Consider the following 13433-nt stretch of genomic DNA (forward strand, 5'->3'; position numbering starts at 1 on the left):
AATGAATCTCATTGAATCCTGTCCCTGACCACTGGCGCCATCATAATGGCTGACGTCACCTACACCATGTTTCTTTGCTTCTCTATAACCGTATGGGGGACAGGATGAGGCGGGAAACCGTCATGACTGCGCGCGCCGACGGTCGTATCTGGTTGCGTCAGGATGCAACAGTGGCGACAATCGTGAGCAAATCACAGTGGAGAATCATCATGTTGGCCAAAGCCATGATCGAGAAGTTGAACGAGCAGATTAATCTTGAATTCTATTCCTCCAACCTCTACCTGCAGATGAGCGCCTGGTGCGAGGACAGGGGCTTTGAAGGGGCGGCCAACTTCCTGCGCCAGCACGCCGTCGAGGAGCGCCAGCACATGGAGCGCCTGTTCACCTATGTGAGCGAGACCGGTGCCATGCCGCTGCTGGGGGCCATCGAGGCGCCTCCCCACGAGTTCAACTCCCTTGGCGACATCTTCCGCACCACCCTTGAGCACGAGTACCACATCACCAAGTGCATCAACGGCCTGGCCCACGTGGCCTTCACCACCCAGGACTACTCCACCTTCAACTTCCTGCAGTGGTATGTGGCCGAGCAGCACGAGGAGGAGAAGCTGTTCAAGAGCATCGTCGATCGTCTGTCGCTGGTGGGCGAGGATGGCAAGGGCCTCTACTTCATCGACAAGGAGCTGGCCGAGCTGGCCAAGGGCGCTCCCGCCAGTATCATGGACGGCGCTGCCTGATAGTCGTGGACACTCAGTGTTCAGCCAGTACAATGACGGCCCCTTGCAAAGGGGCCGTTTTTTATTGGACATGCCATGAAACCGCGGCGATGGTTTCTGCCGGGTACAATGACGGTCTTTCGTACAGGGGCCGTTTTTCTTTTGATGGGTGAGTGATGATGAAGCAGCTTGACGTGGTGGTGATCGGCGCCGGGGCGGCCGGGTTGATGTGTGCGGCCCAGGCCGGTTATCGGGGCCGTTCCGTGCTGGTGCTGGACAACGCCAAGAAGCCGGGCCGCAAGATCCTCATCAGCGGCGGCGGTCGCTGCAACTTCACCAACCACCATGCCGGGCCCCACGCCTTCCTCTCGGCCAACCCCCACTTCTGCAAGTCGGCGCTGGCGCGCTACACCCAGCAGGACTTCATCGATCTGGTGGACCGGCACGGGCTGCGCTATCACGAGAAGACGCTCGGCCAGCTGTTCTGCGACGAGAGCGCCAAGGAGATCGTCGACATCCTGCTGACCGAGTGCGACTGGGCCGGCGTGACCCTGCAGTTCCAGACCGAGATCCTCACCGTCAGCAAGACCGAAGAGGGCTTCATGCTGACCACCAGTCAGGGAGACGTCAGCTGCCACTCCCTGGTGGTGGCCACCGGCGGCCTCTCCATGCCCAAGCTCGGTGCCACCCCCTACGGCTTCAAGCTGGCGGAGCAGTTCGGCCTCAGGGTGCTGCCGACCCGTGCAGGCCTGGTGCCCTTCACCCTGCATCAGGCCGACAAGGAGGCCTTCGCCGATCTGGCCGGGGTCAGCCTGCCGGTGGCGGTGACCGCCGAGGATGGCACCCGCTTCAAGGAGGCCATGCTGTTCACCCATCGCGGCCTCTCGGGCCCGGCCATCCTGCAGATCTCCTCCTTCTGGCTGGCGGGGGAGAAGATCCACATCAACCTGCTGCCGGAGCTGGACATTCCGACGGCCCTCAAGGAGTGGGCCCAGGCCCACCCGGCCCAGGAGTTGAAGACGGTGCTGGGGCGCGAGCTGCCCAAACGCTTCGTCGACAAGCTGGTGGAGCTGGGTCAGCTGGTCAGCAAGCCGATGCGCCAGTACAACGAGCGGGAGCTGGAGGCCGTCGCCACCCTGCTGGGGGACTGGCAGATCCTGCCGAACGGCACCGAGGGCTATCGCACCGCCGAGGTGACCCTGGGGGGGGTGGACACCAACGAGCTCTCCTCCAAGACCATGGAGGCGCGCAAGGTGCCCGGACTCTACTTCATCGGCGAGGTGGTGGACGTGACCGGCTGGCTCGGCGGCTACAACTTCCAGTGGGCCTGGTCATCCGGCTGGGTGGCCGGCCAGTACTGCTGACCTGCCCTTGTTCTCATCCACTTCAGACGCGGCCTCTCAGGCCGCGTTTTTTATGGTCGGCATTCCTCGCGGGCGCTAGCCCTTTCTGATGGTCGGCAAGCAGGCGGTCAGCAAGCCGATGAGCGGCAGGTAGGCGCAGACCTGATACACGGTCTCTATGCTGGTGGCATCCGCCAGCCGGCCCAGCAGGGCCGCCCCTATGCCCCCCATGCCGAAGGCGAAACCGAAGAAGAGGCCGGAGATGGTGCCGACCTTGCCGGGGACCAGATCCTGGGCATAGACCAGGATGGCGGAGAAGGCCGATGCCAGGATCAGGCCGATGATCATCGACAGCACCGTGGTCCAGAACAGGTCGACATGGGGCAGCAGCAGGGTGAAGGGGGCGACGCCCAGGATGGAGATCCAGATCACCCGCTTGCGGCCGATGCGGTCGCCGACCGGCCCGCCGAGCACTGTGCCCGCCGCGACGGCAAACAGGAAGGCGAACAGATGGAGCTGGGCTCTGTCCAGCGACAGGCCGAACTTGTCCATCAGGTAGAAGGCGTAATAGCTGCTCAGGCTGGTCATGTAGAAGAACTTGGAGAACATCAGCAGGCCCAGGATGGCCAGGGACCAGCCGATCTGGCGGCGACTCAGGCCGTTGCCGATCTGGGCCTTCATCCTGCGGTGGAAGTGGGCACCGTGCTGGCTTGACCAGCGCCCGACGAAGACGAGCACCACGACACCGACCAGGGCGAACAGGGAGAACCAGGCGGCGCTGCCCTGACCCTGCGGCACTATGATCAGGGCCGCGAGCAGGGGACCTATGGCCGATCCCAGGTTGCCGCCGATCTGGAACAGCGACTGGGCCAGGCCGGGCTGGTTGCCGGCCGCCATGCGGGCGACCCGGGAGGATTCCGGGTGGAACACCGACGAGCCCATGCCGATGAGCATGGCCGACAGCAGCACGGCGCCGAAGCTGTCCGCCTGGGAGAGGGAGAGCAGTCCCACCAGGGTGAACCCCATGCCGAGGGGCAGGGAGTAGGGCATGGGCCTGCGATCGGTGCAGAGGCCGATCAGCGGCTGCAACAGCGAGCCCGTGAACTGGTAGGTGAGGGTGATGAGGCCGATCTGGGCGAACGACAGGTCGAGACCAAGTTTGAGCAGCGGATAGATGGCCAGCAGCACCGACTGCATCATGTCGTTCAACAGGTGCGAGAAGCTGATGGCGGCGATCACGGGGTATCGGGTGGTGTTCAGGGCATCGGCTGCGGGGGGCGCGTCGAGCGTCTCTGTGCTCAGGGTCTTTTCCATGGGGTGTGGTGTCTGTGGCTCAAAACGCCTTCTACCATGCCTTATCCCGGCGCGTCTGGACATAACCAAAGTGGGCGAACTCCGGGGTGGCTCTCGATCGGCGCGCAGGCCGTTCATCCTGAAAGCGTGTGGAGAGCAGGCCAGATCTTGTGCTTGGCGGGGGGCGGATTAGTATAGAAGGCCTGCCGCCGTTATCCGGTTCATCACCCGCCATGGAGGGAACATGTTCGAAAGCCTGGGTTTCATCAACGTCTGGGCCTGCCTGACCGGGCTATTTTCCAAGTCCAGGGGGGCGCGTCATGTTTGAGAGTTTGGGAGTCATCAACGTCTGGACCTATCTGGTGGGTCTCTTCTTCATCATCATAGCGCCGGGGCCCAACTCCCTGTACGTGCTGCGTACCGGAGTGGTGCGCGGCATAGGCCCGGGTTACAAGGCGGCTCTCGGGGTCTTCGTCGGCGACGCCATCCTGATCTTCTGCGCCTACCTGGGGATCGCCTCCCTCATTCGCACCACCCCATTGCTGTTTACCCTGGTGCGCTACCTCGGCGCCCTCTATCTGCTCTACCTGGGGGTGAAGATATTGCATGCCAACTTCGTCGCCAGAAAGGCGGGGCAGGCGTCGGTGATGGACCCGGGGGAGCGCTACTTCACCAAGGCGCTCACCTTAAGCCTCACCAACCCCAAGGCGATCCTGTTCTACGTATCGTTCTTCGTGCAGTTCATCGACTTCAGCTATGCCCACACCTGGATCTCCTATCTGGTGCTGGCCGGCATGCTGGAGGCCATGAGCTTCGTCTACCTTACCCTGCTGATCTTCGGCGGCACCCTGATGGCGCGCTTCTTCGCGCGCAAGCGGCGGCTTGCCCGGCTCGGCAACGGCCTGATCGGCCTGTTCTTCATGGGCTTCGCCGCCCGGCTGGCAACCCTCTCCTCCTGACACCCTCCAACCGGCTGGCCGTCTCCCGGCCAGCCGGCAATGCCGTTGCTCCCTTGGCGGGTCGTCTGAGGTAAACTGGGGCCCGCTCAGGGGTTGCCCATCCTGCTGTGTTCTCCTTTCCCCTTGCTCGGGGCCGGCAACCCATGACCCCATACACCCTATAGTGCGCCCCTCGTGGCCCTAGGCCGGAGGCCCCATGCTCGAGAATCAGATGATGTTGTTGGCGGTGTTTGAGCGGGCGGCGCTGATGTTGATGACGCTCTTCCTCCTGACCCGCACCCGGCCGTTCCAGCGGCTGTTCCAGAAGCGGGACCACACCCCGGCCGAGCTGGTACTGGTGGCCGCCATTTTCTGCCTGTTCGCGGTGTTCAGCACCTACACCGGCATCCCGGTGGAAGGGGCGCTGATCAACGTGCGGATCATCGCCATCATCTCCGGCGGCATCCTGTTCGGCCCCTGGGTCGGCATTCCGGCCGGGGTCATCTCGGGGCTGCACCGCTACCTCATCGACATGGACGGTCACACTTCTATTCCCTGTCTCATCGCCAGCATCATCGCAGGCCTGCTGGCCACCTGGCTGCACCTGCGCTGTCGCAAGTCGCGGCTCTGGCTCTACGGCATCCTGGCGGGGATGGCCTGCGAGGGGCTGACCATGCTGCTTATCTGGCAACTGACCGAGCCCCATGCGGTAGGTGTGGAGATAGTCAGTCATATTGCCTACCCGATGATCGCCGGTGCGCTCTGTATCGGGCTCATCATCAAGCTGGTGCAGGATCTGGATGACGAGAAGGAGCTGATTGCCGCCAAGCAGGCCAAGCTGGCGCTCGACATCGCCAACAAGACGTTGCCGTTTTTCCAGAACATCGATCGCCACTCCCTGAGCCAGGTGTGCGGCATCATTCGCAGCGAGATCAGCGCCGATGCGGTGGCCATCACAGATACCCGCGACGTGCTGGCCTATGTGGGGGTGGGCAAGGATTACTACGAGCTGGACGAGCATCACGCCATCAGCGACATGACCCACAGAGCGGTGCTGCTGGACCAGATCATCATCAACAACGATCTGCGCCAGTATCACCTCTCCGATTTTCACTCGGTCATCATTATTCCGCTGCGGGAAAACGGCGCCGTCAGCGGCACCCTCAAGATCTACTATCGCCGCACCCACAGCATCACCAGCTCCCTCAAGGAGATGGCGGTGGGTCTCTCCCAGCTCATCTCCACCCAGATGGAGGTGTCGCGTATCGAGCAGCTCAAGGAGATGACCCGCAAGGCGGAGTTCACCGCGCTGCAGAGCAAGATCAACCCCCACTTCCTGTTCAACGCCCTCAATGCCATCTCGTCGCTGATCCGCATCCGTCCCCAGCAGGCACGCCAGCTGATCGCGAACCTCGCTGACTACCTGCGCTACAACCTCAACAAGGGGGACACCCTCATCGACATCCAGGAGGAGCTGCAGCAGGTGCGCGACTACGTGGCCATCGAGCAGGCCCGCTTCGGCGACAAGCTGGAGGTGGTGTTCGAGGTGGACGACGTGCATATCCAGGTGCCGAGCCTGCTGTTGCAGCCGTTGGTGGAAAACGCCATCCTGCACGGCATCCAGCCCCGCAGTGCGCCGGGTCGGGTCACCATCGAGGTGAAGCAGCTGGCGGGCGGCATCCGGGTCGCGGTGCGCGACACCGGCTACGGCATCAGCCAAGCGGTGATCGACGGGGTGGCCGCCGGTCGGGTGGAGAGCCGCAGCATCGGCCTGATGAACGTGCATCAGCGGGTCAAGCTGCTCTATGGCGACGGCCTGCACCTTAAGCGGCTGGAGCCCGGCACCGAAGTCTGTTTCTATCTGCCGGATCCGGAGGCCATGCCGTGCTGATCGCCATCAATATTGATAAGAACGCCATGACGCGAGAGGGACAGCCATGTTGAGAGCCATCATCGTCGAAGATGAATACCTGGCCAGGGAGGAGCTCGCCTATCTGGTGAACCAGCACAGCACCATAGAGATAGTGGCGAGCTTCGAGGACGGGCTGGAGGCGTTCAAGTACCTGCAGGATCACGAGGTGGACGTGGTGTTCCTCGATATCCAGATCCCCGCCATCGACGGCTTGCTGCTGGCCAAGAACCTGCACAAGTCCAGTCACCCGCCCCACATCGTCTTCGTCACCGCCTACAAGGAGTTCGCGGTGGAGGCGTTCGAGCTGGAGGCGTTCGATTACATCCTCAAGCCCTACAACGAGCCGCGCCTCATCAATCTGCTGCAGAAGCTCGAGCATGCGGGCAAGTCGCAGCCAGCCACCACGGGGGAGGCGAGCGGCGAGGGGAGCAGCCCCCACAATCGCACCGTCAATCTGGTGAAGGGGGAGCGCATCATCGTCACCCCCTGCGAGCAGATCTACTATGCGGAAGCCGACGAGAAGCTGACCTATGTCTACACCCGTACCGATCGCTACGTGATGACCATGACCCTCAGCGAGTTCGTCAGCCGGCTGCCCGCCGAGGGCTTCTTCCGTTGTCACCGCTCCTACTGCGTCAACATCAACAAGATCCGCGAGATAGTGCCCTGGTTCAACAGCACCTATCTCATCCGGCTCCATGACCTGCCGTTCGAGGTGCCGGTCAGCCGCAGCAACATCAAGGCGTTCCGTCAGCTGATGCGGCTCTGATTGTCATTCATTCCCGCCGATCTGCATTTCATGCCGTAATCGGTCGGCGGGAGCGGCGTCTTGCCTATAGTGGCCCCAGTTTCCTTAAGGCCATCGACCGAGACGCATCATGACCAGAGAGATGAATCGCACCCGCTACCTCACCCTGTTGGGGACCATCATCACCCAGTTCGCGCTGGGATCCGTTTACACCTGGAGCCTGTTCAACGCCCAGCTCTCCGACAAGCTGGACGAGCCGGTGAGCCAGGTCGCCTTCGCCTTCGGCCTGCTCAGCCTCTCCCTGGCGGTGGCCTCCTCCCTGGCGGGCAAGCTGCAGGAGAAGTTCGGGGTGCGCAACGTTACCCTGGGGGCCGGCGTGCTGCTTGGCATCGGCTTCTTCCTCACCGCCCATGCCAGCAACCTGGCCATGCTCTACCTCTGCGCCGGCATCCTGGTGGGCTTCGCCGACGGTACCGGCTACCTGATGACCCTCTCCAACTGCGTGAAGTGGTTCCCGGAGCGCAAGGGGCTGATCTCCGCCTGCTCCATCGGTGCTTATGGCCTCGGCAGCCTGGGCTTCAAGTACATCAACCTGCTGCTGCTCTCCAGCAACGGCCTTGAGACCACCTTCCAGCTGTGGGGGCTGATCGCCATGTCCATGGTGCTGGTGGGCGGCATGCTGATGAAGGACGCACCCAAGCAGGCGGCCGCCGTGCAGCAGAGCGAGAGCCGCGACTTCACCCTGGCCGAGGCGATGCGCAAGCCGCAGTACTGGATGCTGGCACTGATGTTCCTCACCGCCTGCATGAGCGGTCTCTACGTTATCGGCGTGGCCAAGGACATCGGCGAGAAGATGGTGGGCCTGCCTGCCGTGGTCGCCGCCAACGCCGTCGCCATCATCGCCATGGCCAACCTGGGTGGCCGGCTGGTGCTGGGCATCCTCTCCGACAAGATGTCCCGCATCCGGGTCATCACCATCGCCCAACTGATTACGCTCGGTGGTATGGGATTGCTGCTGTTCGTGCCGCTCAACGCCAACCTGTTCTTCGTGGCGGTGGCCTGCGTGGCGTTCAGCTTCGGCGGCACCATCACCGTCTACCCCTCGCTGGTGAGCGACTTCTTCGGCCTCAACAACCTGACCAAGAACTACGGCGTCATCTATCTGGGCTTCGGGCTGGGCAGCATCATCGGCTCCATCGTCGCCTCCCTGTTCGGCGGCTTCATGGCGACCTTCAACCTGATCCTGGTGCTGCTGGTGGTGGCCCTGGTGCTCTCCCTCACCATCCGCCTGCCGGCTCCCGTTGCGGCTGTCGACAGGGCCTGACCCCTCTCGCTTCTCAAGTCATAAAAAAAGACCCGGGCCTTGGCCCGGGTCTTTGCATGTCAAGGGGTGGACTCAGCGCGGGGGCAGACCCAGCAGGGCGCGCAGCTGGTGCGCGGTGGCCTCGACCGCCGGCCAGTCGTGGCCAGTGACGGTGACGTGGCCCATCTTGCGACCGGGGCGGGCTTCGCTCTTGCCATAGAGGTGAAGGTGCACCCCGGGCAGGGCCAGGGCGCCGGCCCAGTCCGGCGTGCCGTCTTGCCACAGATCCCCGAGCAGGTTGAGCAGGATGGCGGGCTGAACCTCAGCCTGTGCCGGCAACGGCAGATCGCACAGGGCGCGCACCTGCAACTCGAACTGGCTGCAACCGGCGTTGTCGATGCTGGGATGACCCGAATTGTGGGGCCGGGGGGCCATCTCGTTGACCAGCAGCTCACCGCCGACCAGGAAGAACTCCACCGTCAGCACGCCCACATAGTCGAGGGCGGCGATGATGTGCTCGGCGATGCGCTGGGCCTCGCGCTCCAGGGCGGGCACATTGGCCGGGGAGCGGGTCTGATCCAGGATGCCGCCGCTGTGCCAGTTCTGCACCAGGGGCAGGGCACTGATGGCACCGCTCGGACTGCGGGCCAGGGTGAGGGCGAACTCCCCCTCCAGCGGCAGCCGCTTCTCCAGCACGCAGGGCACGCCGCTGGCGGCCAGGGCCGCTGGCAATTCGCCCGCATTGTGGATAGTCCACTGCCCCTTGCCATCGTAGCCCTCGCGGGCGGTCTTGAGGATGGCGGGGAAGAGGTCGCTTGGCAGGGCGGGCAGCGGCTCGCCCGGCAGCAGGGTCAGGTTCGGGGCGACCGGTACGCCGGCGCGGGTCAGGAAGGCTTTCTCTTCCCGGCGATCCTGACAGACACGCACTGCGCTCGCAGCCGGGCGCACCGGCTTGTACTGCTCCAGCAGGGCCAGGGAGGCGGCGGGCACGTTTTCGAACTCGCAGGTGATGGCGTCGCTGCGGCTGGCCAGATCGCGCAGGGCATCGGCATCGTCATAGGCGGCAACGATCTGCTCGTCGGCGGCTGCACCGGCGATGCTGACGGGATCCGGGTCCAGCACTATCACCTTGTAGCCGAGACGGTGGGCAGACATCACGAAGTAGCGGCCGAGCTGGCCGCCACCGAGCATACCCAAAGTGGCGGGGGGCAGTATCATGCCGGCTCCTCCAGGGTGAGGGCCAGCACCCGGTCGCGCTCCTTGGCGCGGAAGCCGTCGAGCTGCTGCTGATAGCGGGGAGCGTCGCCATCCTGGGCGACGGAGAGCAGAGAGACGGCGAACAGACCGGCGTTGGCGGCACCCGCCTCGCCGATGGCGAAGGTGGCGACCGGCACCCCCTTGGGCATCTGGACGATGGAGAGCAGGGAGTCCATCCCCTTGAGCTGTCGGGTGGGGATGGGCACGCCCAGCACCGGGATCGTGGTCTTGGCGGCCAGCATGCCCGGCAGGTGGGCAGCCCCGCCGGCACCGGCGATGATGGCGCGCAGACCGCGTTCGCGGGCGCTGGCAGCATATTCGAACAGCAGATCCGGGGTGCGATGGGCGGATACGACGCGCGCTTCATAGGGCACGCCGTGCTCCTTGAGGATGCGGGCGGCGGCCTGCATCACGGGCCAGTCAGAGTCGGAGCCCATTACCAGGCCGATCATAGGGGGGGTCGTCATTACGGCTTCCTCGGATGTCAAACGTTTGCCGCATGTTACCAAAAAGCCGTGGGCTCTGGCTCAACATTTCGCGTCTCTGTCCCTCTCCGAGGGTCGTCAGCGGGCCTGACGGCAGAGGAGGGGGTAGTAACTGAGCCACTCGGCTCTGCCGGAAGGGAAAAAACGAAAACAGAAATCCAGATGGCTATACATCCAACATGGCTCTGCCTATAATCCCCCCGCTTTGGCGCATCCTGCTTAAAAGGGAATCCGGTGAGAATCCGGAGCTGGCGCGCAGCGGTAAGGGGGAACGAAGCGACATCAGGGCACTGCCGTCAGGTGGGAAGCCGTCGCCTTAGGCCATCAGCCCCCAAGCCCGAAGACCTGCCAAAGTTCGTATTTCGGGCCGAGAGAAACCGGCCACGAAGTAGATGCTTACGCGAACCTAAGGATCTCTCATGTCCAAGACATTATTGGCGGCTGCCCTGTTGCCAACGGCGGCCTTTGCCCAACAACTGACCATTCCCGTCAACCCCACCATGGTGGTGACCGCCACCCGCGTCGCCCAACCCGCCTCCAGCGTGCTGGCCCCCGTCAACGTGGTGACCCGTGACGAGATCGATCGCCTGCAAGCCCAGACCGTGACCGATGTGGTCAAGACCCTGCCCGGCGTGGAAGTGGTCAGCAACGGCGGTCGCGGCCAGCTCAGCTCGCTGCGGGTGCGTGGCGGCACTTCCTCCCAGACCCTGGTGCTGGTGGACGGGGTGCGCAGCGCCTCCCTGACCGCCGGGATGACAGAGCTCAACAACCTGCCCCTCAACCAGGTGGAGCGGATCGAATATATCCGCGGTGCGCGCGCCACCATCTACGGCTCGGATGCCATCGGTGGGGTCATCAACATCATCACTCGCCCGGATCAGGGGACCAATCAGCACAAGTTCAACCTGGGGGTCGGCTCCAACAAGCAGCGCCAGGCCGCCTTCAGCAGCGCCAGCCAGGTCGGCGAGGCGGGCCAGCTCAAGGTTGCCGGGGGCTTCGATGACGAGACCGGCTACAACGTGCACCCCATTCCGGGGGTGAACGATGGGGACAAGCACGGCCACCGGGGCTACAACGCCATGGTGGATTATCAGCAGGCGCTGGCCAGCAACTGGGATCTGTTCGGTACGACCCGCTGGTTCCGCAACATCGCCCAGTACGACAGATCCTCTGCCGCTTCCGCCTGGGGCCCGGCGTTTCATCAACGCAACGAAACCTGGACCGAGAACCAGAGCTACCAGCTCGGCTCCCGCTATCATGACGAGCGCTACCTGAGCGAACTGCGCGGCGCCTTCTCCAAACAGGATGCCTACGACTACCCGGATACCAGCGGCCGCGATCAGTCCGCCGATCGACTCTATACCCGTCAATACACCCTGAACTGGGTCAACAGCGTCAAGCTGGACGAACGCTGGACCCTGGGCGGTGGCGCAGACTGGCAGCGCGACATGCTGGACGAGCGTTCCCGCTCCTCTGGCGTCGCCTTCCCGAGCGATGCCGATGAGCGCGACAACACAGGGCTCTATGCCCTGGCCCAGTTTGACAACCAGGTGTGGCAGGCGGAGCTGAGCGGTCGCAGCGATGACAACGAGCAGTTCGGCCGTCACAACACCTGGCAGACTGGCGCTGGCTGGCGCTTCGTGGAGGATTACCGTCTCAGCGCCCGCTACGGCACCGGCTTCCGCGCCCCCTCCTTCAACGATCTGTATTACCCGGGCTCCGGCAACCCCGAGCTGAAGCCGGAAGAGTCGAAGAGCAGCGAGCTGATGCTGGATGGCCAGACCGCCGGCGTGGAGTGGCGTGTGACCGGCTATCGCAACGACTTCGAGCAGATGATCCAGTGGGCACCGGACAGCCAGGGCATGTGGACGCCGCAAAACGTCGGCAAGGCGCGGATTGAAGGGGTCGAGCTGGAAGGGGAGTTCGAGACCGGCTGGTTGACCCATCGAATCTCCGCCGAATACAAGGATCCCAAGGACAAGGTCACCGACAAGCAGTTGCAGCTGATCTCCCGCAAGGGGGCCAAATGGGTTGGCCTGGCACAGTGGCAGCAGTTCGACGGCTCCCTGAGCTGGATCTACCAGGGTGAGCGCTATGGTGACGCCGCCAATACCACCCAGCTGGGCGGTTACAGCGTGTGGAACCTGGCGGTCGGTTATCGGGTCGCGCCTTCCTGGAAGGTCTCCGGCAAGATCAGCAACCTGCTGGACAAGGAGTACCAGACCTCGGTGGGCTACCCGGCGGACGAGCGTGCCTACTATGTGACGGTGGACTACGCGCTCTGATCCCGTCGTCCGGATCGGAAAAATCAGGGGCCCTGCCATTGGCGGGGCCTTTTCTATTGGCGCCGGGCGGGAGTATGATCGCCGCCTCGCATCCAAGGGGGAGCTCAGGTGGCCAATATTCTCGTGTTCGACTCCGGTATGGGCGGGCTGACCGTCTATGGGGAGATCCGTCGCGCCCTGCCGGCACACAACTATTTCTACTGTTTCGACAATGCCCACTTCCCCTACGGCGAGTTGAGCGAATCAGAGCTGATTTCTGCCTGCACCGGATTGGTCAGCCACATGGTGGCCAAGCACGCCATCGATCTGGTGGTGATCGCCTGCAACACCGCCAGCACCATAGCGCTGCCTGCCCTGCGTGCCTCCCTGAATATCCCGGTGGTGGGGGTGGTGCCCGCCATCAAGCCCGCTGCCGCCCTGACCCGCAATGGCTGCATCGGCCTGCTGGCCACGCCAGGCACCGTCAGCCGCGCCTATACCCATGAACTCATCGCCCAGTTTGCACCGGGCAAGCGCGTGTTGCTCAAGGGGGCCACCGAGCTGGTGATCGAGGCCGAGCGCAAGCTGGCGGGATTGCCTGTCAACATGGCTCTGCTGAGAGAGGTACTGGCGGATTGGATAGAAGGAGAGGAGAGGCCGGATACTCTGGTGCTGGGGTGCACCCATTTCCCGCTGCTGAATGAAGAGATTCGACAACTGATGCCGGAGTGTCAGCTGGTGGATTCGGGCTGTGCCGTCGCAAGGCGGGTGGCCCATCTGCTGGCGGCGATTCCGTCCTCCCTCCCCGACGAGGGGACAGGTCTTGCCTACTGCAGCCGGTTGGATGCCGAGGCCCAAAAACTGACAGCCCCCTTGCAGGCATGGGGGCTGTCATCACTGGAAGAGGTCGAATGCTGATCTCTCAGGCGTCGACGTCGTTTCCTTCCTTCTCATCCCTGTCCCGCTTGTCATTGGCCTCGCGTACTTTCAGAGTGCGCTGCTGATACTCCTTGTCGTTGAGCGCGGCGATGGCCTTGGCCGCATCGGCGACGGGCATCTCCACAAACCCAAAGCCCCTGCGCTTGCCGGTGGCCTTGTCTTTCATCAGACGGACCGAGATCACCTGACCCTGTTCGGCAAAGAGCTCGCGTACGGCGATCTCGTTGGCGCGATAGGG

General features: G+C 63.6%; 12 protein-coding genes and 1 riboswitch (1 of these 13 cut by a window edge). Of the genes, 8 read left to right on the top strand and 4 right to left on the bottom strand.

What is annotated here, in order from left to right:
* Positions 1–209: 209 nt before the first annotated feature.
* Positions 210–734, top strand: a complete 525-nt coding sequence (ftnA, locus tag I6L39_RS06920; protein WP_042079031.1) for a non-heme ferritin — start codon at positions 210–212, stop codon at positions 732–734.
* A 158-nt stretch (positions 735–892) separates the two neighbouring features.
* Positions 893–2077: an NAD(P)/FAD-dependent oxidoreductase gene (locus tag I6L39_RS06925; RefSeq protein ID WP_216991761.1), complete on the top strand. Its 1185-nt coding sequence runs from the start codon at positions 893–895 to the stop codon at positions 2075–2077.
* Positions 2078–2152: 75 nt separating this feature from the next.
* Here I6L39_RS06925 and I6L39_RS06930 read toward each other — a convergent pair whose 3' ends face one another.
* Positions 2153–3370 (bottom strand): MFS transporter, encoded by a 1218-nt coding sequence (locus tag I6L39_RS06930; protein ID WP_216991396.1) that lies wholly within the window; start codon positions 3368–3370, stop codon positions 2153–2155.
* Between the two features lie 299 nt (positions 3371–3669).
* On the opposite strand from I6L39_RS06930, the gene leuE reads away from it, so the two are divergent.
* The 4 genes from leuE to I6L39_RS06950 all read left to right on the top strand — a co-directional run bounded on the left by leuE (position 3670) and on the right by I6L39_RS06950 (position 8271).
* The gene (leuE, locus tag I6L39_RS06935) at positions 3670–4308 is read left to right on the top strand and encodes a leucine efflux protein LeuE (RefSeq protein ID WP_216991397.1); all 639 of its coding nucleotides are present in this window, start codon (positions 3670–3672) and stop codon (positions 4306–4308) included.
* Positions 4309–4504: 196 nt separating this feature from the next.
* Complete coding sequence (locus tag I6L39_RS06940) at positions 4505–6178, top strand: sensor histidine kinase (RefSeq protein ID WP_216991398.1); 1674 nt, start codon at positions 4505–4507, stop codon at positions 6176–6178.
* A gap of 46 nt (positions 6179–6224) precedes the next feature.
* On the top strand, positions 6225–6968 hold the full coding sequence (locus I6L39_RS06945; RefSeq protein ID WP_216991399.1) for a LytTR family DNA-binding domain-containing protein: 744 nt from the start codon (positions 6225–6227) through the stop codon (positions 6966–6968).
* A 109-nt stretch (positions 6969–7077) separates the two neighbouring features.
* A complete protein-coding gene (locus tag I6L39_RS06950) occupies positions 7078–8271 on the top strand; it encodes an MFS transporter (RefSeq protein WP_216991400.1) in 1194 nt (397 codons plus the stop codon).
* A 72-nt stretch (positions 8272–8343) separates the two neighbouring features.
* Here I6L39_RS06950 and I6L39_RS06955 read toward each other — a convergent pair whose 3' ends face one another.
* Both I6L39_RS06955 and purE read right to left on the bottom strand, forming a co-directional pair.
* Entirely contained in the window at positions 8344–9468 is a 1125-nt protein-coding gene (locus tag I6L39_RS06955) for a 5-(carboxyamino)imidazole ribonucleotide synthase (protein WP_216991401.1), read from the bottom strand.
* Entirely contained in the window at positions 9465–9974 is a 510-nt protein-coding gene (gene purE, locus I6L39_RS06960) for a 5-(carboxyamino)imidazole ribonucleotide mutase (RefSeq protein ID WP_216991402.1), read from the bottom strand. The genes I6L39_RS06955 and purE overlap by 4 nt, the downstream gene beginning before the upstream one ends.
* 207 nt (positions 9975–10181) lie before the next feature.
* A riboswitch (cobalamin riboswitch) is annotated at positions 10182–10360 on the top strand.
* A 51-nt stretch (positions 10361–10411) separates the two neighbouring features.
* Here purE and I6L39_RS06965 point away from each other — a divergent pair.
* Together I6L39_RS06965 and murI are read left to right on the top strand one after the other, a co-directional pair.
* On the top strand, positions 10412–12277 hold the full coding sequence (locus I6L39_RS06965) for a TonB-dependent receptor (protein ID WP_216991403.1): 1866 nt from the start codon (positions 10412–10414) through the stop codon (positions 12275–12277).
* Between the two features lie 108 nt (positions 12278–12385).
* Positions 12386–13174 (top strand): glutamate racemase, encoded by a 789-nt coding sequence (gene murI / locus I6L39_RS06970; protein WP_216991404.1) that lies wholly within the window; start codon positions 12386–12388, stop codon positions 13172–13174.
* A 4-nt stretch (positions 13175–13178) separates the two neighbouring features.
* Here murI and I6L39_RS06975 read toward each other — a convergent pair whose 3' ends face one another.
* A protein-coding gene (locus I6L39_RS06975) for an RNA-binding protein (protein ID WP_042079006.1) crosses the window boundary here: on the bottom strand, positions 13179–13433 show its 3' portion. 240 nt of this gene lie beyond the right edge of the window; only the last 255 of its 495 coding nucleotides appear in the window; its start codon lies beyond the right edge, outside the window; its stop codon occupies positions 13179–13181.

Source organism: Aeromonas sp. FDAARGOS 1409, from assembly GCF_019048705.1.
GTDB lineage: Bacteria > Pseudomonadota > Gammaproteobacteria > Enterobacterales > Aeromonadaceae > Aeromonas > Aeromonas sanarellii.

Coding starts and splice junctions, on each gene's coding strand:
- I6L39_RS06955 (WP_216991401.1), bottom strand. CDS start 9,468: ATGATACTGCCCCCCGCCACTTTGGGTATGCTCGGTGGCGGCCAGCTC.
- I6L39_RS06950 (WP_216991400.1), top strand. CDS start 7,078: ATGACCAGAGAGATGAATCGCACCCGCTACCTCACCCTGTTGGGGACC.
- leuE (WP_216991397.1), top strand. CDS start 3,670: ATGTTTGAGAGTTTGGGAGTCATCAACGTCTGGACCTATCTGGTGGGT.
- purE (WP_216991402.1), bottom strand. CDS start 9,974: ATGACGACCCCCCCTATGATCGGCCTGGTAATGGGCTCCGACTCTGAC.
- ftnA (WP_042079031.1), top strand. CDS start 210: ATGTTGGCCAAAGCCATGATCGAGAAGTTGAACGAGCAGATTAATCTT.
- I6L39_RS06930 (WP_216991396.1), bottom strand. CDS start 3,370: ATGGAAAAGACCCTGAGCACAGAGACGCTCGACGCGCCCCCCGCAGCC.
- I6L39_RS06965 (WP_216991403.1), top strand. CDS start 10,412: ATGTCCAAGACATTATTGGCGGCTGCCCTGTTGCCAACGGCGGCCTTT.
- I6L39_RS06925 (WP_216991761.1), top strand. CDS start 893: ATGAAGCAGCTTGACGTGGTGGTGATCGGCGCCGGGGCGGCCGGGTTG.
- I6L39_RS06945 (WP_216991399.1), top strand. CDS start 6,225: ATGTTGAGAGCCATCATCGTCGAAGATGAATACCTGGCCAGGGAGGAG.
- I6L39_RS06940 (WP_216991398.1), top strand. CDS start 4,505: ATGCTCGAGAATCAGATGATGTTGTTGGCGGTGTTTGAGCGGGCGGCG.